This is a genomic window from Rossellomorea sp. KS-H15a, assembly GCF_024195245.1.
GTDB classification, from domain to species: domain Bacteria; phylum Bacillota; class Bacilli; order Bacillales; family Bacillaceae_B; genus Rossellomorea; species Rossellomorea vietnamensis.
On record NZ_CP096886.1, the window covers coordinates 3967113 to 3993777 of the forward strand.

Annotated in this window: 22 protein-coding genes; 7 read left to right on the forward strand and 15 right to left on the reverse strand. The window is 44.6% G+C overall.

Features of this window, described 5'->3' with window-relative positions; translation table 11 throughout:
• Positions 1 to 59 precede the first annotated feature (59 nt).
• Positions 60 to 860, forward strand: coding sequence for an NAD kinase (locus M1J35_RS20400; RefSeq protein ID WP_034756196.1), 801 nt, complete (start codon positions 60 to 62; stop codon positions 858 to 860).
• Between the two features lie 87 nt (positions 861 to 947).
• Here M1J35_RS20400 and rarD read toward each other — a convergent pair whose 3' ends face one another.
• The 6 genes from rarD to M1J35_RS20430 all read right to left on the reverse strand — a co-directional run bounded on the left by rarD (position 948) and on the right by M1J35_RS20430 (position 8601).
• Positions 948 to 1862 carry an EamA family transporter RarD gene (gene rarD / locus M1J35_RS20405; protein WP_254652161.1) on the reverse strand — a complete coding sequence of 305 codons (915 nt, stop codon included), beginning with the start codon at positions 1860 to 1862 and terminating at the stop codon, positions 948 to 950.
• A 73-nt stretch (positions 1863 to 1935) separates the two neighbouring features.
• Positions 1936 to 3531: an amidohydrolase gene (locus M1J35_RS20410; RefSeq protein ID WP_254652162.1), complete on the reverse strand. Its 1596-nt coding sequence runs from the start codon at positions 3529 to 3531 to the stop codon at positions 1936 to 1938.
• 114 nt (positions 3532 to 3645) lie between these two features.
• Complete coding sequence (gene mbcS / locus M1J35_RS20415; protein WP_254652163.1) at positions 3646 to 5229, reverse strand: acyl-CoA synthetase MbcS; 1584 nt, start codon at positions 5227 to 5229, stop codon at positions 3646 to 3648.
• 722 nt (positions 5230 to 5951) lie between these two features.
• Positions 5952 to 6155 (reverse strand): alpha/beta-type small acid-soluble spore protein, encoded by a 204-nt coding sequence (locus M1J35_RS20420; RefSeq protein WP_034765764.1) that lies wholly within the window; start codon positions 6153 to 6155, stop codon positions 5952 to 5954.
• A gap of 86 nt (positions 6156 to 6241) precedes the next feature.
• The gene (gene thiI, locus M1J35_RS20425) at positions 6242 to 7453 is read right to left on the reverse strand and encodes a tRNA uracil 4-sulfurtransferase ThiI (protein WP_224522187.1); all 1212 of its coding nucleotides are present in this window, start codon (positions 7451 to 7453) and stop codon (positions 6242 to 6244) included.
• Complete coding sequence (locus tag M1J35_RS20430) at positions 7450 to 8601, reverse strand: cysteine desulfurase family protein (RefSeq protein ID WP_224522186.1); 1152 nt, start codon at positions 8599 to 8601, stop codon at positions 7450 to 7452. Before M1J35_RS20430 ends, thiI begins: the two co-directional genes overlap by 4 nt.
• Positions 8602 to 8926: 325 nt before the next feature.
• Between M1J35_RS20430 and brnQ the strand changes: the two genes are divergently transcribed.
• Complete coding sequence (brnQ, locus tag M1J35_RS20435) at positions 8927 to 10267, forward strand: branched-chain amino acid transport system II carrier protein (RefSeq protein ID WP_224522185.1); 1341 nt, start codon at positions 8927 to 8929, stop codon at positions 10265 to 10267.
• 62 nt (positions 10268 to 10329) lie between these two features.
• On the opposite strand, the gene ezrA is transcribed toward brnQ, so the two are convergent.
• Positions 10330 to 12027, reverse strand: coding sequence for a septation ring formation regulator EzrA (gene ezrA / locus M1J35_RS20440; RefSeq protein WP_254652164.1), 1698 nt, complete (start codon positions 12025 to 12027; stop codon positions 10330 to 10332).
• A gap of 491 nt (positions 12028 to 12518) precedes the next feature.
• Here ezrA and hisJ point away from each other — a divergent pair, with 491 nt between their 5' ends.
• A complete protein-coding gene (hisJ, locus tag M1J35_RS20445) occupies positions 12519 to 13310 on the forward strand; it encodes a histidinol-phosphatase HisJ (RefSeq protein ID WP_254652165.1) in 792 nt (263 codons plus the stop codon).
• Between the two features lie 41 nt (positions 13311 to 13351).
• Here hisJ and refZ read toward each other — a convergent pair whose 3' ends face one another.
• The gene (gene refZ, locus M1J35_RS20450; RefSeq protein ID WP_224522182.1) at positions 13352 to 14005 is read right to left on the reverse strand and encodes a forespore capture DNA-binding protein RefZ; all 654 of its coding nucleotides are present in this window, start codon (positions 14003 to 14005) and stop codon (positions 13352 to 13354) included.
• 280 nt (positions 14006 to 14285) lie between these two features.
• On the opposite strand from refZ, the gene M1J35_RS20455 reads away from it, so the two are divergent.
• Both M1J35_RS20455 and M1J35_RS20460 read left to right on the forward strand, forming a co-directional pair.
• Positions 14286 to 14771 carry a GAF domain-containing protein gene (locus tag M1J35_RS20455; RefSeq protein ID WP_254653817.1) on the forward strand — a complete coding sequence of 162 codons (486 nt, stop codon included), beginning with the start codon at positions 14286 to 14288 and terminating at the stop codon, positions 14769 to 14771.
• A gap of 205 nt (positions 14772 to 14976) precedes the next feature.
• Positions 14977 to 15618, forward strand: a complete 642-nt coding sequence (locus M1J35_RS20460) for a phosphatase PAP2 family protein (RefSeq protein ID WP_224522181.1) — start codon at positions 14977 to 14979, stop codon at positions 15616 to 15618.
• A gap of 66 nt (positions 15619 to 15684) precedes the next feature.
• On the opposite strand, the gene M1J35_RS20465 is transcribed toward M1J35_RS20460, so the two are convergent.
• The 3 genes from M1J35_RS20465 to M1J35_RS20475 all read right to left on the reverse strand — a co-directional run bounded on the left by M1J35_RS20465 (position 15685) and on the right by M1J35_RS20475 (position 19007).
• A complete protein-coding gene (locus tag M1J35_RS20465) occupies positions 15685 to 16584 on the reverse strand; it encodes a TIGR03943 family putative permease subunit (protein WP_254652166.1) in 900 nt (299 codons plus the stop codon).
• Between the two features lie 14 nt (positions 16585 to 16598).
• Positions 16599 to 17609, reverse strand: a complete 1011-nt coding sequence (locus tag M1J35_RS20470; RefSeq protein ID WP_254652167.1) for a permease — start codon at positions 17607 to 17609, stop codon at positions 16599 to 16601.
• Between the two features lie 216 nt (positions 17610 to 17825).
• Positions 17826 to 19007: a GTP-binding protein gene (locus M1J35_RS20475; RefSeq protein WP_254652168.1), complete on the reverse strand. Its 1182-nt coding sequence runs from the start codon at positions 19005 to 19007 to the stop codon at positions 17826 to 17828.
• Between the two features lie 365 nt (positions 19008 to 19372).
• Here M1J35_RS20475 and M1J35_RS20480 point away from each other — a divergent pair, with 365 nt between their 5' ends.
• A complete protein-coding gene (locus tag M1J35_RS20480; protein ID WP_254652169.1) occupies positions 19373 to 20383 on the forward strand; it encodes a metal ABC transporter solute-binding protein, Zn/Mn family in 1011 nt (336 codons plus the stop codon).
• Between the two features lie 81 nt (positions 20384 to 20464).
• Here M1J35_RS20480 and megL read toward each other — a convergent pair whose 3' ends face one another.
• The 3 genes from megL to M1J35_RS20495 all read right to left on the reverse strand — a co-directional run bounded on the left by megL (position 20465) and on the right by M1J35_RS20495 (position 24285).
• Positions 20465 to 21649 (reverse strand): methionine gamma-lyase, encoded by a 1185-nt coding sequence (megL, locus tag M1J35_RS20485; protein WP_254652170.1) that lies wholly within the window; start codon positions 21647 to 21649, stop codon positions 20465 to 20467.
• A 180-nt stretch (positions 21650 to 21829) separates the two neighbouring features.
• Entirely contained in the window at positions 21830 to 23644 is a 1815-nt protein-coding gene (locus M1J35_RS20490; RefSeq protein ID WP_254652171.1) for a sensor domain-containing diguanylate cyclase, read from the reverse strand.
• 41 nt (positions 23645 to 23685) lie between these two features.
• On the reverse strand, positions 23686 to 24285 hold the full coding sequence (locus M1J35_RS20495; RefSeq protein ID WP_254652172.1) for a hypothetical protein: 600 nt from the start codon (positions 24283 to 24285) through the stop codon (positions 23686 to 23688).
• Between the two features lie 336 nt (positions 24286 to 24621).
• Here M1J35_RS20495 and rpsD point away from each other — a divergent pair, with 336 nt between their 5' ends.
• Positions 24622 to 25224 (forward strand): 30S ribosomal protein S4, encoded by a 603-nt coding sequence (gene rpsD, locus M1J35_RS20500; RefSeq protein ID WP_034765742.1) that lies wholly within the window; start codon positions 24622 to 24624, stop codon positions 25222 to 25224.
• 138 nt (positions 25225 to 25362) lie between these two features.
• Here the strand turns inward: rpsD and tyrS are convergent, their stop codons facing one another.
• Entirely contained in the window at positions 25363 to 26625 is a 1263-nt protein-coding gene (gene tyrS / locus M1J35_RS20505) for a tyrosine--tRNA ligase (RefSeq protein WP_224522174.1), read from the reverse strand.
• Between the last annotated feature and the right edge of the window lie 40 nt (positions 26626 to 26665).

Genomic DNA, 26665 nt, shown 5'->3' on the forward strand with positions numbered 1-26665 from the left:
TTCTAGCAAAATTTCATGTAAATGGGAAAAATTATCTTTTATCCTGGGAGGTACATACGATGAATAACCGTCGAAATATCTTTTTCTATGCCCTTCATCAAGAAGGAATGCAGGCCAAACTTGATCAATTATATGAACTGGCAAGGCGGTATGATTTCAATATAGTAGAATCTTCGAAGAACGCGAATATCATCGTCAGCATCGGAGGCGACGGAACATTCCTTCAGGCCGTCCGGCAAACCGGCTTCAGGGAGGACTGTCTGTATGCAGGTATTTCAACCGGCGGTACGCTGAGCATGTACTGTGACTTCCATATCGATGACACATCCAAGATGATTGAAGCCATGACAACCGAGCAGATCGAAGTACGTAAATACCCGACCATCGAAGTGACCGTCGACAATCAGACGTCCTTCCACTGCCTGAATGAATTCAGCATCCGCTCCGGCATCATCAAAACCTTCGTCATGGACGTCTTCATCGACGACAAACATTTTGAAACATTCCGTGGCGACGGCATGATCTTCGCGACTCCGACGGGTAGCACCGCTTATAACAAATCCGTCAACGGTGCCGTCGTCGATCCGATGCTCCCTTGCATCCAGGTGAGCGAAATGGCTTCCCTGAACAATAACCGCTACCGTACACTCGGATCTTCCTTCATCGTGAGCGGCCAGCGCCGACTCGTACTGAAGATCGTCCAGGACGGAAACGACTACCCTGCCATGGGAATGGATAACGAGGCGCTGAGCATTCAGCATGTGGAAAAAGTCGAAGCCAAACTGAGTGACAAAGTCATTAAAACGGTAAAATTGAAGGATAACTCGTTCTGGGAAAAAGTGAAGCGTTCGTTTTTGTAGGTTAATGGGTTCTGAAAATGGTGTATGACAATACTAACTAAATCCCACACAAAAACGCTCCAGTCAAAATGACTGGAGCGTTTTTCATCATGCCGACAATCTGGCATCCCGTCTGCGTTTCCTCGCATACTGTACACGCGATGCGGTGAAGACCGTCAATGCGAGCCAGATGAACATGAACGAAACGAGATGGGTAACAGAAAACTCTTCATGATACATGAATATACCGAGTATCAATGTGATGGTCGGGGCGATATATTGCAGAAACCCGACCATGTACAGCGGGATCTGCTGGGCACCCTTGGAGAAAAACAATAATGGTATCGCTGTCGCTGCCCCGGCTCCCATCAGTAGAAGGTCCGTCCCTATTGAAACGTGAAAGAGGGAAAGGGTTCCTTCTTGCCACATGTAGCCAAGGTAGATCAGGGATATTGGTGCGATGGTCATCGTTTCGAGTGTGAGGCCGATGGATGATTCCACCTGGATGAGCTTTTTGGCTAATCCGTATAGGCCGAATGAGAACGCGAGACCGATGGCGATCCAGGGAAATTCCCCGTATGAAAGAGTCAGGATCAGCACCCCGATGGCGGCTAATCCAAAGGAAATGACCTGTGCCTTCGACAGGCTTTCCTTCAGGATGAATACGCCGAGCAGCACGCTGACCAGTGGATTGATATAGTAACCTAAGCTTGCTTCCACCATCTGGTTCGTATTCACGGCCCATATGTAGATGAACCAGTTCGTACTGATCAACAGTGAAGCAAGCAGCAAAGCGAATAACTGCTTCTTTTTGGTTAGAGATGTTTTCAGATAGTTGGTGAATTCCTTCCAACGCTTGCTGACGAGCAAGAATAGTAGCATGAACCAGAACGACCAAAAGATGCGGTTGGCGAGGATTTCATCCGCCGACACATGATTGACCCATTTCCAATAGATCGGCAGAATCCCCCACAATAAGTATGAAAATGCCGTATACAGGATCCCGGCTTGATCTTGCTTCATAAAAACACCCCCAAAACTATTTCCATTTCCGAAATATCTCCATTATATCGGTGAAAAGTTTGGGGGGCAATGATTATTTATTTTTTTTATAGACGATGGTCTCGTCAACAATCGTCATATCGACGACTTTGCCCAGTATTTGGTCCGTTTCGACGTTGAATGGGTCGATATCCAAGACGGTGAAGTCTGCTGTGTACCCTTCACGGATCTCCCCTCGGTCTTCCTCATGGTGACAGGCGTACGCGCTTCCCTTTGTGAAAAGGGATATCGCTTCATACATCGACAGTTTTTCTTCTGGACGATACACGGTCCTGTCGGGGTCCAAGGGATTCGTACGGGTAACCGCCGCATGGATTCCCCAAAGCGGATTGATCGGTTCGATCGGTGCATCCGAGCCGCCTGCACACGGGATACCTTCGTCAAGGAGCGTTTTCCACGCATAGTTGTACTTCATGTTTTCTTTTCCGAGTCGTTCAACGACCCACGGGAAATCCGATGCCACAAACCTTGGTTGGATATCCAGGATGAGAGGCAGCCCTTTGATCTTCTCGATCAGTTCATTTCGGAGGATCTGGGCATGGATGAGCCGGTCCCGTCTGCCATGAAGGCTAGGTGCCTCCAGGATGCTGTCGACGACATTTTCAAATGCCTGATCCCCGATCGTATGGACGGCAATCGGCAATTCATACTTCCTTGCCTTTTTCACAAGCTCAAGAAGTCGCTCGTTCGTGTGGATGCTGACTCCATTCGTGCTTGGATCATCGGCGTACGGATAGCTCAACAGTGCCGTCCTGCCACCCAATGCACCATCAGCGAAAATTTTCATGGCGCCGAACTCAATGAAATCATTTCCGCTCAGGAACTTATGGCCATCTTCCTTCCAATCCTCAATCACTTCATGATGGACGAGAAGATGAGCCCTGAATTTCCTATTGCCTTCATTGATGGCCTCGAGGAACGCATTGTATGTTTTCTTGAAGTTTCCATAATAGCTCAGGTCCTCCGTATGTCCACCGACCAATCCATGCTCCCAGCAGCTTTCGATCCCTTTGGTCAGGGCTTCGACGAGATACTCGGAGGAAATGGCAGGCAGGGCATCGACCATCAGATCCTGTGCCTTATCCTTTAATAAACCATTTAAACCGCCTTCATCATCTCGTTCGATCAAGCCGCCTGCAGGATTCGGGGTGTTCTCGTCGATGCCTGCATGGTTGAAGGCAAGTGAATTCACCACCATGGCGTGCCGGCAGATTCGTTTTAGAAGCACGGGATGGTTCGGAACGACTGCATCGATTTCCTGCTTGGTCAAGACCGCCGCATCACTCCAAAGATTCTCATTCCAGCCTTCCCCGATGATCCATTTTCCTTCTTCGACCCCTTGGGCTTTTTCCTTGATGGCATCCAGCACTTCACGCTTGCTGTTCATATTGGAAAGATCAAGCCTCATCAGCGTCTCACCGTGACCGATGAGATGCATGTGACTATCGACAAATCCCGGAAACATGATCTTTTTCTCTAAATCCACGACGGAATCAATCGTGAACTTCTGCTCTAATTCTTCCGCTGTGCCCAACCCCTTGATCAGGCCGTTCTCTGTAAAAACCGCTTCCACATGATGTCCTTCGTGTTGCATTGTATAGATGGTGCCGTTTCTCCATAAAGTACCCATGATGCATTTCCTTCTTTCCTAAAAGTCTATTTCTCAAATGTATCATATTATAGGAAGATTCTGAAATGAAAAAACCATAAAAAATAGAGAGCCTTATAGGCTCTCTATCCGTGATCAGTTTTTCACTGAACTCAGTTCTTTTTGTCTCAATTCGATCCTTCTGATTTTTCCTGATGTTGTTTTCGGCAGTTCCTTCACAAATTCAATCTTGCGCGGATATTTGTAAGGGGCCGTTAAGTCTTTCACATGCTGTTGAAGGGAAGGGATCAGTTCGGGATCGTTTTGATCCACATCTTCACGTAAGACGACAAACGCCTTTACGATCAGTCCCCTTACTTCATCGGGACTTCCCACGACGGCACATTCCTGAACCGATGGATGCTTCACGAGGGCATCTTCCACTTCGAAAGGTCCGATCGTGTAGCCTGAGCTGATGATGATATCGTCCCCACGGCCTTCAAACCAGAAGTAGCCGTCTTCATCCTTCTTCGCTTTATCACCCGTAATATAGTAATCTCCCCTGAACTGCATGGCCGTACGTTCGGGATCTTTATAATAATTTTTGAACAGGGCAGGCGTTTCTACGTGAACCGCGATATCTCCCACTTCGCCGACTTCACAAGGATAGCCTTCATCATTGATGATTTCTACCCGATTCCCAGGGGTCGGTTTCCCCATGGATCCCGGTTTCAGTTCCATCCCTTTCATGATCCCGACAAGGAGGGTGTTCTCCGTTTGACCATAGCCGTCACGGACTTCGATCTCGAAGTGTCTCTTGAAGGCATCGATGACTTCCCTGTTCAACGGCTCCCCAGCCGACACCGCGCTGTGCAGGTGGTCGAGCTTATAGGTGCCCAGATTATCCACTTTCGCCATCAGGCGATACTCTGTAGGCGTGCAGCATAGGACGTTGACATGGTTATCCTCGAGCATCTGAAGATATTTGTTCGGGTCGAATTTCCCTTGGTACACAAGACCTGTGGCACCTGAACCGAGGACAGAAAGGAACGGACTCCAGATCCACTTTTGCCAGCCAGGACCTGCCGTCGCCCAAACCGTATCCCCTTCTTCGATGCACAGCCATTCACGCGCCGCTGTTTTCAGGTGAGCGTATGCCCAACCGTGCGTGTGGACAACCCCTTTCGGATTCCCCGTCGTCCCTGACGTGTAGGAAAGGAAGGCCATATCGTCCCGTTTTGTATCAGCGAAAGCCAAATCTTCAGAGACTGATTTCATTTCTTCTTCAATGGCAAGCCATCCGTCCTGCTTTTCCCCTACTACGAATTTCTTAAGATTTTCCATACCCCTTACGTTTTCAAACTGCTCGACGAACGGAGAATACGCTACAATTCCTTTCACATCCCCGTGATCGATCCGGTATTCGAGATCCTTTGTCCGAAGCATCTCAGAGCTTGGAATCACGACAAGCCCGGATTTCAGTGCGGCAAGATAAACTGCGTATGCCTCAATTAAGCGGGGAACCATGACAAGGATGACATCCCCTTTTTCAAGGCCCTCCCCTAAGAAAACGTTTCCAATTTTATTTACATTCTTCAATAATTGTTTGTATGTAATATCTTCTTTTTTACCTTCTTCATTCTCCCACTTGATGGCAAGCTTCTCACCGTCACTTGCAAACTTCTCAACTTCTTCCACCAAATTATACTTTTCCGGTGCGATCAATTCTTCCCTCTTCACTTATGACTCCCCCTTGTTTGTCGATTCTTCTCTATTATACAAAATAATTTAAATTTTTTAAATTATTTGGTTATAATTCACTCACAAGCAAAATGTGAGTATTTTCGACAAACGCAACTGGGATTTAAATAAATTCAATCTAAATACAATCAATCCCTATAAAATGATCACTTGTAACACCGCTATTGATTTCCGTGCAAGACTTCGCTTTCCTCGGGCGGAAGGCAAGCCTCCTCGTCGCTGACGCTCCTGCGGGGTCTTACCTATTCCGCTTTTCCCGTAGGAGTCTTCGTCTTGCACTCCAATCAATAGCTAGAACCTTCTGTAACTGAATGTGCTTTAGATTGCAAAAGGGTTTTGGTTATTCATACACAGTCTTTAGTTTTCGAATGTTCGGTCGTTTGGAAGTATTAGCAGGATGAGTTATTACTGCAATAAAAGGATAAGAGTGGTGTATCAATTACGTCATTACATTGTTTTAGTTAAACACATCACTTGGAAAGTTGATTGGAGTGGAAGGTGCTCGACTCCGACGGGAATAGCGGGAAAGTTGAGACCCCGCAGGGCAAAGCCCGAGGAGGCTCAACTCACGCCCCGCGGAAAGCGAGCACCTGCAGCGGAAATCAACCACTACTGGCTTCTTAAAACACGAAAACAACCTTCTTTTTTATACAAATAGAAAAGGAGCGGGGAATCCCGCTCCTTGTAGCCATTGTATTTAATTATTTTGAATATCCGCCACCGATTTGTTGTTCAGCCATTTGAACTAAACGTTTAGTGATTTCACCACCTACAGAACCGTTAGCGCGTGCTGTTGCATCTGGACCAAGTTGAACTCCGAATTCAGAAGCGATTTCGTATTTCATTTGGTCGATTGCTTGTTGAGCTCCTGGAGCTACTAATTGATTTGAACTGTTGTTTGCCATGTGTTTTCACCTCCTTGTTGAATATAGATTGTGTAAAAACACATGGCTTCATACAAGGAAATTCGTTGGTAAATTATCCTAAATTTTTAGAGTAATTCGTCAAACGTATTTTCTACATTCGAGCCTGTAGATAAGTCGATTGTCATCGTCTCTGTACCTTCCACGGCTTCTGTAAGGAGGGTTTCGAAATCAACGAAGCTTTCATAGTACTCCACTTTTTCTTTTTTAGGTCTTGTTTTCGGTGCAGGTGGTGTGAAGATCGTACAACAGTCTTCGTAAGGAAGAATGGAAATGTCATGGGTATCGATCTTCTGGGCGATATCGATGATTTCAAGCTTGTCCATGGCGATGAGCGGTCGTAACACCGGTGTATTAGTGACGTCGTTAATCGCCTGCATGCTCTCAAGCGTCTGACTCGCCACCTGGCCGAGGCTTTCCCCGGTAATGAGTGCCAGTCCTTCATTCTTCTCACGGATTTGATCCGCGATCCTGAGCATCATCCGTCTCGTCGACGTCATCGTATAGTTTTCAGGAACCTGATCATGAATCGTTTGTTGCACTTTCGTAAAAGGGACGATATGCAGTTTCACTTTTCCGCTGAAGGCAGAGAGCTTCTTCGAAAGGTCGATTACCTTTTGCTTCGCCCGTTCACTTGTAAACGGAGGGCTGTGAAAATGAACGGCTTCGATCTCCACTCCTCTTTTCATCGTCAGATAACCGGCGACAGGACTGTCGATCCCGCCTGAAAGCATCAGCATCGCTTTCCCGCTCGCTCCGACAGGCATCCCTGTGGATCCTTGATAAATTTCAGAAGAGAGATAGACACCTTCTTTTCTCACTTCCACATTCAGTTGAATGTCTGGATTCTTTACATCCACTTTTAATCCATCCATATTGCGGAGGATATAGGACCCTACTTCATAGTTTAATTCATTCGTGTCGAGTTCAAACTTTTTATCCGCTCTTCTGGCAGCCACTTTAAAGGTTTTGCCGGGGGAAAAGCTCTTTTGGACGAGAGCAAGTCCTGCTTTCATGATGTCCTCCATATTTTGAGGGACTTTAACGACTGGACTGAATGATTGGATCCCGAAGATCTTTTCAAGTCTCGGAATGATTTCTTCTGCGTTTTCGTCCCCCAATTGAATGTGTAGGCGATCCCGGCTCGCTGCAACGGAAATCGTCGGGAAATCCTTCAGCGTGTGCAAAATATTTTCACGGAGCTTGGCTGTGAACATCTTACGGTTTCTTCCTTTGGTTGAAATTTCACCGTATCGTACGAGTATGCGATTATATTTCATCTTGATCTCCTCATTGTATGTTGTAAGTATTGAATTTCTTTATTTAGTAAACCAATAAATTCTTGGCATTCCTTCATCGTATTATGAAAGGACAGGCTGATCCGGATCGAATTCGCGGCAAGGTTGTCCGGTACACCCATGGATAAGAGGGTCTGACTGGGCTTGCTTTGCTTCGATGAACAAGCACTTGTCGTCGATACATACACTTCATGCCGGTCGAGGGCATGAATGAGTACTTCCCCTTTAAAATCCGCCACTGAAAAATTCAGGATATGGGGGGCATGATCCCGGGCCGGTGTATGAACCGTCACACCTTCGATTTTCTCAAGCTCTCCCTTTAGGAATCGCTGATTTTCTTCCATTATATCCAACTTCTGTTTACTTTCTTCCATATGCATCCGGAGTGCCTTCGCGAAGGATACGATTCCGCCGGTGTTTTCCGTGCCGCTTCTGAGGTTCCCTTCCTGCTCGCCGCCTGAGAGGATAGGCGAAATTTCAAGTCCGTCCCTCACATACAGCATGCCGGTTCCTTTGATGCCATGGATTTTATGAGCGGATAGGCTGCATAAATCAATGAGCTTTTCGTCGAGAATAAGAGGGACCTTCCCGCATGCCTGTACGGCATCGACATGAAAGAGTATCTTGGGATAATTATTCAGGATCTCAGCAATCTCCCTGATGGGCTGCACGCTCCCGATTTCATTATTCACCTGCATCACCGAAACAAGAATCGTGTCATCCTGGATCGCCTCTTTCAATTCTGAGGGACGGACCTTGCCCTCTGGATCCACATCGAGATACGTCGCTGTGTAACCAAATGATTCTAACTGCTTAAAGGCATTGATGACGGAAGGATGCTCTATTTTGGTCGTAATGATATGCTTCCCTCTGTGGCCGTATTGCAGTGCGGTTCCTTTTATCGCCAGATTATTCGATTCAGTCCCGCCAGAAGTGAAGAATACCTCTTTTGTCTTTATCCCTAAGAGGGAAGCAATCTGCTCCCTGGATTGTTGAACTAACTTTTCCACCTGACCACCGAACGAATGAATGGACGATGGATTGGCATAATAGCTTTCATTAACTTTCAGGAATGTGTCTAGCACTTCCTTATATGGCTTGGTTGTCGCACTATTATCAAAATAAATCAAGTTTACACCTTCTTTTACATGACGCTTTTATACTCAATCATTAATCTTACCATAAATCCTGCCCATCCCAAATGAAATTCATTTTGGCATAAGGATTCATTATAGTAGAAAAATGATTTATCACATCATTCACAAATATTTTTTCATTTTCCAAAAATTATTATTGAAAAATGACAGAATTTTTGCGAGAATCTAAAAGGTAGCAGAAACGGAAGTTATTTAAATATACTAAATTGTAAGATTATTTAGTTTTTCGACATTTTTCTACAAACTTATGATAAGATATTTTTTGCTTATGATAACGATTACAAACGGAGGGGTATATATGAACGAGAAAGCGCTATCATTCAGTCAGATCTTGACGATTGGATTAATGCTCTTCGCTCTTTTTCTTGGAGCAGGAAATATGATCTTCCCGCCATTCCTGGGGCAGCAGGCCGGAGAACATGTCTGGACCGGTATCATCGGCTTTCTTATTACGGGAGTGGGGCTACCACTGCTTGGTGTCATCGCCATTGCGAAGTCCGGAGGGGACCTTCAGACACTCGCAAACCGCGTACATCCATTATTCGGACTTATCTTTACCATTGTTATGTACCTGGCGATCGGGCCGTTCTTCGGAATACCACGGACCGGAACCGTCGCCTATGAAATCGGGGTCATCCCCTTCTTACCTGAAGATACAGCGAAATACGGTGTTTCTTTACTGATTTATACGGTTATCTTCTTTGGATTGACCGCATGGCTTGCGATGAATCCGTCAAAGCTTGTTGACCGTATCGGGAAGATTTTGACTCCTTCCCTCATTGTCATCCTGACAGTTCTAGTGGTCAAAAGCATCATCAGTCCGATGGGAGACTTCGGTGCACCGCATGAAGCCTATCAGGATGGACCATTATTCAAAGGATTCATCGAGGGATACCTGACCATGGATACGATCGCTGCTTTAGTGTTCGGGATCGTCGTCATCAATTCCATCAAAGACCGCGGCATTACCAATAAGTCCAGCCTGACACGCATCACGATCATTGCCGGATTTATTGCGGCCGCAGGACTTGCCCTTGTGTATTTATCTTTAAGCTATATCGGTGCGAGCAGTACGGATTCCATCGGCGTGCAGGCAAACGGTGGGGCGATCCTTTCAGCTGCAGCGAGCCATTTATTCGGATCAATGGGGACGATCATCCTGGGACTTGCGATTACGTTTGCGTGCATTACGACATCAGTCGGACTTGTATCGGCGTGCTCACAATTCTTCGCCAAAATCCTGCCGGTATCCTACCCTAAATTGGTGATCATCATTTCTCTATTCAGCATGATCATCGCCAATATCGGATTGACTCAGTTGATTGCCGTCTCTTTACCTGTTCTAATATTCATTTATCCATTGGCGATCGTACTGATTCTTCTATCATTCATGCATAATGGATTTAACGGTTACTCCCTTGTGTATGTTGGGGCATTGATTCCAACGGGTCTGATCAGTCTGATCGATGGGATCAAGACCGCTGGCGTCGACGTGACGGCCATCAGTCAATCTCTTGAATTCCTTCCGTTCTATACTCAAGGAATTGGCTGGATTGTTCCGGCTATGATCGGTGCCATCATCGGATTCATCATTGCCGTACTCGCAGGTCAAACCAAACGGACGATTGAAGCCAGTTAAGTTCAATCGTCTTACAAAAAAGGACTGATGTAGATTGAAACGTCTACATCAGTCCTTTTTATTTATGATCTTTCTTCAAGATCCATCATCTTCTCAATTTTCTTCAATGCGCCCGGCTCCACCTTCTCGATGGTCGTGGCCGCTTCTTCCAACGCCCTGCGGTAATCATATTGACGGAAGGCTTGTTCAGCCGTCTGAAGACCTTCCCGTACCGAACTATATTTGCTGCGGTAGCGATTTCCGTACTGAATGATCTTCTCGGATAAAAGAACATTCTCGATCAGATCTCCCGTTTTCGTATAGAAATGGTCGACCGTATCCTCGGCACCCAATAATGTTTCCTGGATGAACTTCATGTTTAAAGGCTTTTCCGTTAAGCTCGCATTCACTTGCTCGATCTTGCGATGGACTTCATCAAGAAGATCCTTGTAATCGGCAGGCAATCCCGGTACATTGCTCTTTGAAATCATTCGGCTTGCTTCAGCCACCTTTTTCTTAAGCTCCTGGATTTTTTCCCTTGTAGCCAATTCATCCTTGCGGAGGTTCTGCAGATAGACGGAGAATTCACTTTGCTGTTGATTCAGTTCTTCCAGTCCACTTCTGATATCTTTCAGCTCATCACTTAAATTCGAGAAAGCCGTCGCATTCGTTTCTTCCTTATGCATCAGCATTTCATGTCGCTTGGAGAGCTGGATGATCTTCTTATCAATCTCGTTCGGTGTACTAAGGTCCGCATCATGTAGATGGTAGCCTTGCTTCACGATGCTTACTTCCGATTGAATGTCATCATTGTCTTCTTTTGCCTTGATGAGCCCTTCCGTCGTTTGGTCTCTATACTGCTCTACAAAATGTTTGGCATGGACTTCTTTTTCCAGTAAATCGTAAAGGCTTTCGACCTTCACTTTTATTTCCTGTATGCCTTCTTCCACTTCTTCGACCTGAAGCTCCTCAAGATTTTTATTAAAGTGTTGGAGGGTTTCCTTCAATGAGGCCACTTCCTTGTCCACTTCAATATGATCAAGGGTGTAGCCCTGATCCTTCATCTCGATGTATCCTGCTTCAAGCTCGGACAATTGGGACGGCAATACGTTCTCAAAGTCGGTGATCAGCTTCGGTACCGTCTCCATTTTGTAGGCAACCAATTTCATTTCCTCTGCAAGGCCCAGCACGATCTCCCTTGCGTCCAGATAGTTCCCCTGCTCCGTCAGCTCATTGAACTGATTGATTTTTTCAGAAAGCTTATCAAGGACTGCTTCGATATGCTTTGCCGTTTGACCGTATGTATGACGATAGGCGAGCAATTGTTTCTTGCTGTTCCGGAATTCTTCTTGAAGGGCCAGGATTTCTTCGCGGTTCTTCTCTTCACTGCCGACCAGTTCATTTAATTCGCTCAAGATCAGTTCGATCTTCTTTTCGATATCAGTGAGAACCTGATCGATTCTTGACAGGACCTCTTTGGTTTTATTAAAGCGAAATTTATCGGTGTACTCTTCTGCATCGAATAGTAGTTCTTCAACATCAGGAAGCTGCACAGCAACAATCTCATCCCAACCCTGTCTCCAGCCGTCAAACAATTCTTCCGTCTGACCTGTCATATTCAGTTGCTTCACTCTGGAAAGTTCGTCTGAAACCGGTTTGTTCATGATATCGATTTTCCAGGCTTCATACCGATCGATTTCGGCGTAATATTTCTTTCTAGAGATAAATCCGATTAGGAATACGATTAAGATAAGTATTATTCCAGCGATGACGTATTGCATCTTAAGCCCCCTGTTCAACTATTCAGTAGACATCTATATGAATGTGAATGTTTCATTAATAATTTGTCATTGCTATAATGATACCATGTTAACGACATTTTTTGACTATTAATTTCTGATTTTTTAGTGATAAAAGTCAATTTTAGCAAATTTGAGGGGAAATGGGTATGATTATTGGGTTTGGTGCTTAATAGAATGGGATTGTAACACCGTTTTAATGAGCGAGTAGTGGTTGATTTCCGTTCCAGGTGCTCGCTTTCCGCGGGGCTGGCGGTGAGCCTCCTCGGCTGCGCCTGCGGGGTCTCACCTGTCCAGCGTTTCCCGCAGGAGTCGAGCACCTTCCACTCCAATCAACTTATTTAGTTTCAATTTGCTTATCTAATTGGGGCTAATATTCCCATACTGTTTTATTTCACTATCAAATTTACAATATCTCTATCATATTCAATTTAACAGCACAAATGATTATTTTAACAAGGATGTGAAGTCTGATGGTTAAGGTTGATGGGCATGTGCATACGCCGTTTTGTCCGCATGGGAGTGGGGATTCTTTTGAGATGTATGTGGAGAGGGCGATGGCTCTTGATTATAGTGCTATAACGTTTACGGAGCATGCGCCGCTGCCGGTCGGGTTCAGGGATACGACGCCTGATCAGGATAGTGGGATGGATCCGTCGCGTATCAGGGACTATTTTGATGCACTGGACATCCTGAAGGAGAAATATAAGGACAAGATCACCATCCGCTCCGGGCTCGAAGTGGATTATATTGAAGGGTTTGAGAAAGAGACGGAAGACTTCCTTTCAACCTATGGGCCACGGATGGATGACAGCATTCTTTCTGTTCACTTCCTGCATCAGCAAGGAACATGGGATTGTCTTGATTTCAGTCCCGAAGTGTTCCAAACCATGATCGGTTATTATGGATCGGTTGATGAGATCTATAAGCGGTATTATAGGACGGTCCTTCAATCGATCCAGGCAGAGCTCGGCCCCTATAAGCCGAAGCGTATCGGTCACATCACTCTCGTAAAGAAATTTCAGAAGCTGTTTCCTGCATCCCAGTCGTTTTCCGATGAGATTTCCCTCATCCTTCAGGAAATGGCCGGAAGGGATTTGGAGCTTGATTATAACGGGGCGGGGTTCGTGAAACCTCATTGCGGGGAATCCTATCCGCCACAGGATGTCATCACCCAGGCCCGCGCCATGGGGATCAAGATCGTCTATGGATCGGATGCCCATACGGCTGATGGGCTGGATCAAGGAAGAGCCTTGATGAAATAAAAGGAAAGAACTCTTCTTCAATCGGAGAAGAGTTCTTTCTTTCAGATGATCAGTTCTTTTTTCATGACCTCTTTCGCTTCAGAAACGAGTAAGAGATCGATCCATTGATCAATGTTTTTATAATATTGATCAATGAAGTAGTATTCCTGCGGGAACATCTGCCACACTTCCCTTAACTGCTGGCTGTTAAGGAATGGCATCGTCAGCATGGACTTGAGCTGGATGACGAGGAAGCTGACGGGCTGCTTTTTCAAGGCATGGTCCTTCATTCCCTGCTCGAATAATCGTTTCATATAATGCCTTTCTTTCATTAAATACGAAGAAATGATTTCCCGGACCACCTGGGAATCGATGGATACTTCCCTCCAGATGAATCGGGATAGTTGATGATTTTCACTTTGAAATTTCAATATTTTATAGACGGCCCGCTTCAGGCACAGATCGGCACTGACATAATTCAGCGCCTCCACTTCTTCCTGAAGGAAACGCAGGTACGGTTCAAAGAAATGGGTGAAGCACGCTTCCAATACACCCTGCTTGCCTTTAAAGTAATAGGAGATTGTAGCAGGATTCACGTCCGCCCGCTTTGCAATGTCCCTGACGGACGTTCCATCGAATCCATGATCATAAAAAAGGTAGACAGCCGCTTTAAAAATGGACTCTTTCGTCGACTTGGAGGTATCTAGTTTTTTCATATTTCCCCTTCTTTCATGTATATTAGGCGAATGAAAAAAACAGTGGCGAGGATCAATGTATAAAAACTTTTCAGAAATAAACTAAATCATTGAAGACGATGAAGAAATATGCTAAAAATGGTTCAATAGATGTTTCTATTATAATTTGTTTACACTAAGATTTCGTGTTTTCGTATGGATTTCCTTTAAGTATTTCTCGACAGGATTTGTCGCTTGGAGTTCCTGCGGTAACGCTTAGACATGAAATAGCGCAGAATATGTAGAATTGGGGGAGTTTATGATGTTTCAAGTAGAAAAATATCAAGGTACAAAGGAACAGGGCTTTGGTCTTGTCACGAAGCAATTGAAGGCTTTACTGGAAGGTGAACCGAATCAGATTGCGAATTTAAGCAATGCTTCCGCCTTATTGAACCAATTCATGGACCGCATTAACTGGGTTGGCTTCTATTTAATGGAGGAAGAGAGCAATCAATTGGTGCTCGGCCCCTTCCAGGGACTGCCTGCATGTGTGAGGATTCCTTTAGGAAGAGGCGTTTGCGGTACGGCTGCAAGTGAACAGAAGACGCTGCGGATCGAGGATGTACATCAATTCCCCGGGCACATCGCATGCGACGCTGCCTCCCAATCCGAAATCGTCATCCCTCTCGTCAAAGATGGAAAACTGATCGGGGTCCTCGACATTGACAGCCCTGAAAAAGCACGATTTGATGAAGATGACCAGAAGTATTTGGAAATCTTCACAGATGAACTTTTAAGACATCTTTAATCCTGTATAATAGGGATAAAGCCCTGCCGGGAATAGGACATTTCCGTCAGGGTGTTTTTTTGTGCTGGGAAAAATTCGGTTACTTGTTAAAAAGTTCACGTTTCCCTGCTCCTTTTATAGGGAAAAGAGTACCGTACATGAGAACTTTACCCTGTGATATCCCATACAATATCCAGAATGGAGTACAGGTAAAAAGAGGTGTAATATGAGAGCTAAGAAAAAAGACTTACCCTACTTACTATGTTTGCTGGTGATGCCGGCATTAGGTTTTATATACACGCTATTAAATACGGATACCCGTGAAGCAGTCATTTTATCTACCCAACTCGATGAATGGATCCCATTCGTGCCGATTTTCATTGTGCCGTATATATTATGGTACGCCTTTATTTTAGGATACCTTTTTTACTTCTGGTATAAAGATGTCCCTACATTCCTGAAAACCCTCGGCATTATTTTCATCGGAGAATTGGTTTGTTTTGTGATCTACTTTTACTTTCAAACGACCGTACCTCGCCCGGAACTGACGGGTGATGGATTGTTTATCGACCTGGTCCGGATGATCTACAGCCATGATCAGCCTTATAATGCTTTCCCGAGCATCCATGTCTTAACGACATTCGCCATCATTCTCGGCAATTTCAATATTCAAGATAAACACCGTTTCCACTCGGTCTTTGTGCCGGTCATGGGATCGTTGATCATTGTATCGACCCTCTTTGTCAAACAACATTTCGTACTCGACATGGTCAGTTCGATTTTCTTGACGACGTTCATCTACGGCTTTATGTTTGAACTGTATGGAGTCAGTGCAAAGAAGTCGAAGCAGGCTTATTTAGAAGATTAAAACCCAAAAACAGGAAGGAACCCATTATATCGGGTACCTTCCTGTTTTTAATGCCATCAGCCAAGATTATTCAATTTTAATATAAAATTCTTCCACATAAGGATTCTCGGGCTGTTTGACTTCTTCAAATACCGGATGGGTAATGACCGGCATCTTCCGACCATTAAAATCCACGGCATCCAGGATCCCACTTACATTCACCCATGTATCGGGCTCCAGGTTCGCCATATTCGTGTCCTGGACCAATAATCCGTATACCGATGCATCGGCCACACAGCAGGATACTACATATCTTGAAATGACAGCCTGGTTCCCGCTGAAACTTTCATCTTTATAAATGAATCCTGTCAGCTGCACTTCTTTTCCAACAAGCTGTTCAAGCTCCTCATCCACTATACTGAGTGTTTGAATATACTGTTCATCCCGTACAATGATTTTTTCTTTGCTCCCGACGATGTCTTTGAGCTTTTCGAAGTCTTCCTCGACAGGGAAGTCTTCATATGAATCCAGTTTTGGCTGCAAACCATGCATGGAATTTTGATTTAGCTCCCCGGTCTTTTTCGATTGACCGTCAATTGCCGGTGGGGTGGAAAACATCGTATTGCCGATCTTCACGCCTCTTTTTGCCGCAGCGGCACTATCCAATACATTATCAGGCAGCAGGAACCCGAGAACGACAGGGAAGACAAACAGTGTATAGATCATGAAGGACTTCATCGCCCCTCTCGGCAGTTCATGTCCTTCACAATTACATGAATGACTCTTTGCATTGGATGATGTTCCACGAATGACCTGAATGGCCCCGAGCAAAAGAAACACCCCTAATGCAAAATACAGATATCCATTCATTTTCGGGGCGATGAAGTACTGAAGATTAAAGGTCAAAAAAAGCTTAAGTAAAAGTAATGCATAACCCAGCAGGATGATTCCCCTAATATACGTATGAAATCGAACGGATGAATTCATTTTACGATCCCTCCCTATAACCAAATTTGAGAACCCACTGTTATGACATAAACGGTAACGGTGACGACTGCCATAAATAATAAGACAAAGCGCTTTTTAAAATAGGCAAGCATCAATAAAGTATTCTTGAAATCGATCATCGGACCGTACACAAGAAATGCTAGAAGGGATGTCGTTGAGAACAGGTTGCCTAACGAAGATGCAACGAAGGCATCTGCTTCGGAGCATAGGGACATAATGTACGCAAACCCCATCATGACTCCAGGTCCTGCCCAATTGTTCGAGCCTAATGTCACTATGGCTTCACGGTCAATATACGTTTGAAACAAAGCTGCCAACAAGGCTCCGATGATTAAGAATTTCCCCATATCAAAAAATTCATCACTGGCATGGACGAGGGTTTGCATCAGTTTATTCGATGAATGGTCATGATCATGCTCGTGATGATGTTCGTGATCGTGACTTCTTTGCTTAAGAGGATTCTGCCTGCCAAACAGCTTGTACAATAACGCCCCAATGATCAGTGCTGCAATGAACGCAATCGCCATTCTCCCTATGACGACGGTAAGGTTATTTTGAAACGCATAGTAGGTAGAAAGCAGGACGATCGGGTTCAGGATCGGGGCTGTCACCATAATTACGATGGCCAGGTGTGTCGGCATACCTTTCTTTATCAGCCTTCTGGCCACGGGTACGATGGCACACTCACAAACCGGGAGCAGGGCACCTACAAAGGCGGCAGGCAACAACGCCAGATAAGGGAATCTCTTCGGAACCAGCCTTTGTAATAAACTCTCTGACACAAATACTTGAATGAGAGCCGAAGCAAATACGCCAATTAATATAAAGGGGATGGCTTCTAACAGGATGCTTAAGAAAATCGTGATGACATTCACCAGAGAACCTTCGAAAACGTCATCCGGTACCCAACCTTTTATAAATTCACCGGCTAAAAACATTCCGATGATCAATATGAATAGAAAAAGCCCAGTCAGGTCCTGTCCTATTTTTTTTAATCCTTTCAAAGATTCTAGAACTCCTCTCTTAACAAAACGAAATCATTACGTTTTAAGCTTTATACTACTTCTATTCTTCCTAGGCCTGCATTATGACTAATGTATTGATATATCGTGATAGGGTCCGCAGATTTTCATGTAGCTGAAGAAATCATTCAGTGGAACTCTTTCATTTTTTTATCCCAGATAGTATGAATATGTAAAAACCGCTTACGTGCATCTCTATTAATCTTCTACAATAAATCCTGGAATTGGATCATGGAATGCAGTCCAATCCTCTCCCATTTCCCTGTCTGTTAATAAACAACCGTCTAATGACTGCTCTATTTCTTCTTTGTTCATCTCCAGCCCGATAAAAACGATCTCGTTCATTCGATCTCCATAAATCGGGTCCCATTTCTCTCTCAATTCCACTTCTTCAGCAAGAATTTCATTTCTTTCAACTTCAGGGTACGCAGCCACCCACTCTCCTGCTCCCTGGATGATAATCGAGGGACCAGCCTGCGATAATAAGCCTGTCATGTCATTACGGGTCGGCAGCCAAAAGAAGCCCTTTGCCCTTACAATATCCACCGGCCATTCTTCCATCCACTTCATGAAGCGTTCAGGGTGAAAGGGTTTCTTTCGACGGTACACAAAGGAAGATATTCCATACTCCTCCATTTCAGGAGTGTGTTCTTCCTGTAATTCTTTTATCCAACCAGCTCCCTGGCTTGCTTCTTCAAAATCAAACAGTTTCGTATCGAGTACTTGATTCAACGGGATGTTGGAGTGAGTAGCAGAAATGATTTGTGCACCCGGGTTCAGCTTCTGAAGCATCGCTTTTAATTCAATGACATCCTCGTCTTCCACTAAATCGATCTTGTTTAATACAATCACATTGGCAAACTCAATTTGATCGATCAGTAAATCCACCACTTCCCTTGTGTCTCCTTCATCTGTTGCCTGCTTCCGGTCCAGCAATGTCTCCCCACTGGCGAAGTCGTGCCAGAAACGATTGGCATCCACAACCGTGACCATTGTATCCAGCCTTGTTTTACTCGTAAGGTCAATGTCCATTTCCTCATCCAGATACGTGAAGGTTTGGGCAACCGGTATAGGTTCAGAAATCCCGGTGGACTCAATGACGATATAATCGATATCCCCCTGATCGACCAGGCGCTGTACTTCAATCATGAGGTCTTCCCTTAACGTGCAGCAAATGCAGCCATTTTGAAGCTCCACCAATTTTTCTTCTGTTCTGGTAAAACCTCCGCTCTTGACGAGGGCCGCATCAATATTCACTTCACTCATATCATTCACAATAACCGCAATTTTCTTATTCTCCCGATTGTGTAAAATATGATTTAATAACGTCGTCTTCCCTGATCCTAAATAGCCGCTTAAAACTGTTACTGGTACTTTCATGCTTTCCATTCCTTCCTCACTAAAATCAAAATCATTACGATTTAGATGACGTGGCAAATTACGGACACTATCCTCGCACCGTAAATATTCCATGATACAGGACTGATTTTCACTCCATTTTAAACTTGTTCCGTTTCACTAGGTATGATGTAGATCTATGTATATCTTCACCAATGAGGAGCCACTCAATCAAAGAATCACCAACAGTATCAACTTAAATCGTAACAATTACGCTTTAAAAGTATTTAACCACACAAATGATTGACGCGCAACGAAAAATCGGATTTAAATCGGAATTATTCTTATTTACAAAACGGAATGATTACGATAAAGTGATGATTACATTCAATTTAAAGGAGTTAACAATGAGAAAATACCTGTTCATTTCACTTGTACTTATGTTATCCACTTTTCTTTCTGCCTGTAATCAGACTGCTAAAAAGACAGACGACAGTCAATCTGCTGCTGAACCAATAAGCATCATGACGTCGCTTTATCCACTTCAATATTTCGCTGAACGTATAGGAGACGATATGGTAAAGGCGGAGTCCCTGCTCCCATCCGGTTCTGACGCCCACACCTTTGAACCGACATCTAAAGATATGATGAGCATTGCAGAATCAGATCTGTTTATTTATAACGGACTTGGGATGGAGTCTTATGCTGAAAAAATCACTAAATCCCTGGAAAACGAGGATACGATCATGGTTAAGGCTACAAAGGGAGTAGATGTCATCGCAAGCTCTCACGATCACTCTGAAGAAGGGCATCACGAAGAGGGAGAAGGTGCTCATGAAGAAGAACACCACGAAGAAAGTGATGCGGATCATGAAGAGGAGCACCATAACGGGGATTATGACCCTCACGTTTGGCTAGATCCAAACCGTGCCATTGGGTTGGCTGAAAATATCCGTGACTCTCTCATTGATCTTCAACCCCAACATAAAGATGCATTCAACCAGAACTTCGATGAATTGAAAAAAGATCTGGAAGAGATTGACGCTGCATTTACATCATTGGCTCAAGAAAGTGACCATCCAGAGATCCTTGTTTCCCATGCTGCCTATGGATATTGGGAGGATGCCTATGGAATTGAACAATTGGCTGTTGCGGGACTCTCTCCTACCGATGAGCCTTCCCAAAAAGAATTGAAGGAAATCATTGAAACGGCTAAAGAGCATTCTATTCATTATGTCATTTTCGAACAAAATGTTACGACCCGGATTGCTGAAATCATCCAGAAAGAAATCAATGCAAAGCCCTTGAAGGTTCATAACCTTTCTGTATTAACAGAATCAGACATTGAAAACAATGAAAACTATCTTACATTGATGAAGAAAAACATCAAGACTCTCGAACAAGCCATGAATGATTGATGAAGACAGCCTAACCAAACAAGCGCGTGCCACGATATATGGCACGCGCTTGTTTCCTTTTTTAAAAATATGAACTGGAGACTACTTTGCCTTATCCAGCGCCTGTGATAAATCACTCCAAATATCCTCCGGTGCCTCAAGTCCCACCGAAAGCCTCAGAAGCGAGTCATTGATTCCCATGCTCTTTCTCGACTCTTCCGGCACGACGGCATGAGTCATAGTAGCGGGATGCTGGATCAATGTTTCCGCATCCCCCAAGCTGACGGCAATCTTGATCATGTCTAGATCATCCATGAACTTCTGCGCTTCTTCCTTGAATCCTTTCAGCGTGAAGGAGATCATTCCGCCCGGTTTTTTCATTTGTTTCTTCATTACCCCGTGCTGAGGGTGATTCTCATGTCCGGGATAGATGACCGTTTCCACGGCAGGATGCCCGGCTAATAATTCGGCAATCTTTTCAGCACTGTCACAATGACGGTCCATCCGTACAGCCAGTGTCTTCAATCCCCTCAGTAATAACCATGCATCGAATGGGGAAATGATGCCGCCGATATCCTTTTGGGTCGTCATGCGGATCTCGGCCATTTTTTCCTGTGTACCGACAACAAGGCCGGCAACGACGTCTCCATGTCCGCCAATATATTTCGTTGCACTGTGGATGACAATGTCGCATCCTAGTTCAAGCGGACGCTGCAGATACGGTGAACAGAACGTATTATCCACCACGACCGGAATCCCCTTTTCCCTGGCAACCTTCACAACGAGTTCCAAGTCAATGAGCTGCATGGTCGGATTGATCGGGGTTTCTACATAAATACAGCTGGTGTTTTCCGTGATTTTCCCTCGGATTTCCTCTTCAGAGTCCATGGAAGAAAAATCATGTCCGATCGCAAATTTCTCCTGCAGGAGCTCGAGTAGTCCGAACGTACAGCCATACACCCCTTGGGAGCAAAGAATATGATCACCTGATTTTGTCAATGAAAACAGCACCGCGCTTACGGCTGCCATCCCTGAACCGAATGCAAGGGCCGCTTCCCCGCCTTCCAATGAAGCCATCCGTTCTTCCAATATGGATACCGTCGGATTTCCCAATCTTGAATATATATATCCTTCTTCTTCACCGGCAAATCGATTTTCACCTTGTTTCGCATTTGCGAAGGTATAAGTAGAAGTTTGGTATAAAGGGGGTGCTAAACTATCAAAATGCTGAGACGATTGATACCCCTCGTGAATCACCCTTGTTTCAAAACGCTTCTCATCTTTCATACAGTATTCCTCCCAGTATTCCCTTTAAGTCTAAGTAACTACTATTCTAGAATATGATACTCCGGGTGAAAAAGAAAGCGTTTACACTAAAGCGATAAAGGAAGTTGTGCCTATTTATGACGTTTTCCAACAAAAAACAGGAAGAACCACTATCGGCTCATCCTGTTGATTTTGTATTGTTTATTGACAATCTTTTACTACCTGGTTCTTTCCATTATTTTTGGCCAGGTAGAGTGCTTCGTCGGCTTTTTTGACTAGTTCTTTGACGGATTTAGGGCAGTGGTCATCATCTGCTCTCCAGATGGATAATCCGCATGATAGGGTGACGGATGGATCGGTTTTCAATGGGACGTCCTTGATGATGCGTTCCGCGATTTCCATTCCTTTTTCAAGGGAAAGGGAAGGCAGATAGGCTGCCAGTTCTTCCCCTCCCCACCTTGCGACGAATCCGTGGTGGTTGACGATTCCCTTGATGAGATTGGACACTTCTATGATGACTTCATCCCCGATTTGGTGACCATAGTTGTCGTTGATGGATTTGAAGTCATCGATATCGATCAAGAGCAGCGTTCCCAGTTCATCCTGATTCATGGAGGATTCCATTTCATCATCCAAATAATTCCGTGCGAACAATTTGGTCATGTGATCGGTGATGACCATATGCTCCAATTTTTCACGGAGGGTGGCATTGGTGATGGCCAGGGTGGAGTGATGGATGAACGACTGCAGCAGCTTGTACATATCAAACGAAAACATATACGGTTCCTTATGGAGCACCACACAGAATCCAATCAGTGCTTCATTTTGAACCATTGGAGCAGCCATGAGCGACGGAAAAGCAGTCGCTTCTTCAAATCGATCGCTGACATCCCCTAAGAAGATGGAGTCCCTCTCCTCTTCAATACGCTTCTTAACGTACGAAATATAACTCCTGCCGATCTCTTCAGAAAAGATCGGGGAGCTTTCGTCCAGAATGGTGTACTCCCCTTTTTGAAGGAGGACGAAGCCAATGGCGGATGCCTGGAAGGAACGCTTGATCTGCTTCTTCAAAAACAGGACCGTTTCAGATAAACGTAAATTCAAGTTTAGTTGATGGGACGTTTCATTGATAAGCTGAAGATCGGTGATAAGTCTCTTCGACTGTTCATAAAGCTTGGCGTTCTCCAGGGCACTCCCGGCTGTATAGGCTAGTAGGCGGATGAACTCGATCTTCTGATCTGTAAAATCACGGGAAACGGACTTCACCTCAAGGACCCCGTAGATCCCCTGCTTCCCTTTTAATGGGGCATAAAGGATATCTTCTTCACAGGACTCAATGCTTCCGTTGACAAATGCCTGCATGGCCGATTCATTGGCACGTTCAAAATCAAAATTCTTGATGGGCAGTTCGCCGAAGTCATACCGGTCATTGGACAATAACAAACGGAACTCATCAATCGGGAATACCTGTTTCAATGTCTCGATGACCTGTACGAGGAGGGTATGAACGTCCCTCGTTGAATGGAAGATCTCTGTCACTTTGAATAATTCCCTATATCTTCTCTCGTCTTCAAGGACGGTCTGGATGCTGCCTGTATGCTGTAAAAACTGATTGCTCGCCTTCCAAAAGGAATGAAGCCAGCTTTCATCGGCCCAGCCTTTCGAATCCTCCGTCTTCACTTGGAGGATCGCCAAAGGACTTCCATCACTCTTCGTAAAGTGAAACTTAATGGAAGAAAGATCTTCTTTTTCTATTAAGATCGGCCTGAGAATATACTCCTCTGTCGCTTCAGCAAGTGTGAGGGGAACACCACCATGATGATGGGGTTGATATAGGAAATAAGTAGAATCGGTATAAAAATATAAAAATGCCTGATCGATATCCAGGCAATCCTTCACAACCGTCAGCCATTTTTGCAATTGAACAGAATGATCTGCATCTGCTGACATTTCTTCATAGATTAAATCGAATAGCTTGGACTTGTATTCATGCAGAGCATGTTGAATAACGTACATTTTTCTCACCCACACCTGAAAGGTTTGTGAAACGAATTACATCACCGGCTCCTGGCCAGTACCATATCCTTTTGAAAGACAACCAGCCATACTGAATCGTCTCCTGATAAGGAATGGATTTCTTCCGGTTCCCCGCTTTTGTCTGTAAGATCCAGTCGGACATCACGGGATCCCCGGGGAATGCTGATCAATCCGGTGCCCTCCTGAATATGAAAGGGCTGCCGGCTTGAAGTGACGGAAGACGGTTCACTTTCCCGCTCCTGTAAAACCTCTAACGATTCGGAAAACAGTATCCACTTCTTCTCTTCCATTTGGACCCAGACCCCATTATGTTCCTTTGTAACACGAAGCGTTTTCACTGGATTGTGTAACGACACACTATGTAATACCTTAAAGTAATATTGGTTTTTTTGATCAATTTCATATATGACAAGGACCGGCTGCTCTTCTACCACCTTCGCCACTGCGATGACCGGGTTCCGACTTTCGTCCCCCCTGGACAATACTTGGGCATGTGTGGATGGTTTGATCTCCTCGACTTTATCGGATGAGGAGGAATAAAGGGAACCTCCCAATACGACCAGCAGACAGATACCGATCAATAGATATCGAAGAAATTTCTCTCTCTTTGATTCCTGCAAATCTGCTCACCTATTTAACATAATTTTCAACTTTTATTATATCACAACAAATGACTTATGAACTATATTGTTTGTGCAATCCAGATCGCTCTTTTCAGGAAACTATAAAATACTTCCTTGACTTCTAATCTCTCGCATCATATAATATTCTTTGTGTAAAATAATGCAGCTTCAGTGAAGTCCTTTATGCTCGTATTTTGTTCCTCTACGTTGAGGTGTATCTTGTAACCCTCTGCTGCTAGGGCGAAGGTACATGAAAACAAAATGCACATAATTGTTTATTCACAGGTGTTTTTATTTTACAACAAAATAAAAACAATAAAGGAGGAGTCTCTCATGGCTCGATATACTGGCCCAAGCTGGAAATTATCTCGTCGTCTTGGAATCTCTCTAAGCGGTACGGGTAAAGAATTAGAAAAGCGTCCTTACGCTCCAGGACAACACGGTCCTAACCAACGTAAAAAAATCTCTGAATACGGTTTACAACTTCAAGAGAAGCAAAAACTTCGTCACATGTACGGAGTAACTGAGCGTCAATTCCGTAACCTATTTGACCAAGCTGGCAAATTACAAGGTAAACACGGTGAAAACTTCATGGCGCTACTTGAGTGCCGCCTGGATAACGTTGTTTATCGTTTAGGTCTTGCTCGTACTCGTCGTCAAGCACGTCAACTTGTTAACCACGGTCACGTTACAGTGAACGGATCTCGCGTAGACATCCCTTCATTCCGCGTTCTTCCTGGTCAAACAATCTCAGTTCGTGAAAAATCACGTAACCTTGACATCATCAAAGAAGCGATGGAAGTGAACAGCTTTGTTCCTGAATTCCTAACTTTCGATGCTGACAAATTAGAAGGTACATTCACACGCGTTCCTGAACGTTCTGAATTACCAGCTGAAATTAACGAAGCTCTTATCGTTGAGTTCTACTCTCGTTAATCTTTGTGAAAGAGACACTGTCCATTCTATGGGCAGTGTTTTTTTTTGTGCTGAAAAACATGAAATTCCCATAATAAAAGCACGGTACCCGCTCCTAATGAGAGAAACGGATACCGCGCTGAAAGATTGTATTTTCTATTATACGTACTGAACTCTGAAATATTTCTTCTTTCCTCGGCGGATGATCGTAAATTGTCCTTCGATCTTGTCCCCTTCGCCCATCACATGCTGAAGATCCGTGATACGCTCACCGTTGATGTAAATCGCACCGTTTCCGACATCTTCTCGAGCCTGACGTTTGGATGGCGAGATTTTCGCATTAACGAGGAGATCGATCAATCCGATTTCTTCTCCTTTTGCCTGTTCGAAAGATGGGACATCTTTGAAGCCTTCCAGTATTTCAGAAGCTGATAATGATTTGATGTCACCACTGAATAACGCTTGAGTGATACGGATCGCCTGATCAAGGGCCTCTTCTCCGTGGATCAGCTTCGTCATTTCTTCCGCTAACGTCTTTTGTGCTTTGCGAAGATGAGGTTCTGTTTCAACGGAAGTAGCAAGTGCGTCGATTTCTTCATGAGAAAGGAAGGTAAAGTACTTCAAGTATTTCACCACATCCGCATCGGCTGCGTTGATCCAGAACTGGTAGAACTCGTAAGGAGACGTTTTCTTCGGATCGAGCCATACCGCCCCGCTTTCCGTTTTACCGAATTTCGTTCCGTCCGCTTTCGTTACAAGTGGAATCGTGAAGCCGAATGCCTTCGTTTCTTCTTCATGTGTGCGTCTGATCAGTTCAAGGCCCGTCGTAATGTTCCCCCACTGGTCACTTCCACCGATCTGCAGTTTACAATTGTAGTTGTCATATAAGTGATTGAAGTCCATCGCCTGAAGGATCGTATACGTAAATTCAGTGAATGAAATACCCGATTCCAGACGGGACGAGATCGTATCTTTAGCCAGCATGTAATTGACACCCACATGCTTTCCGAAATCACGAAGGAATGTGACGACATCCATCGCACCGATCCAGTCATAGTTATTCACCATCACGGCACCGTTTTCCCCTTCGAAGTCAAAAATGCTTTGGAGCTGTCCTTTAATGCTTGCTACATTTCCCTGGATCGCTTCAACCGTCTGGAGTTTACGCTCTTCGTTTTTACCGCTCGGGTCACCGATCAAACCTGTCGCCCCTCCAACCAGTACAAGTGGACGATGCCCTTGATTCTGGAAACGGCGAAGCGTCAAGAAAGGAAGCAGATGACCGATATGCATACTGTCCGCTGTCGGATCGATCCCGCAATAAATCGAAATGCTTTCTTTATTCAATAAGTCCTTCAAGCCTTCAGCATCCGTTTGCTGGTACGTGATCCCACGCCATTCCAAGTCTTTTAATAAATCCATCTCTCTTCCTCCTTTAATTTCAACGTGCAAACAACAAAAA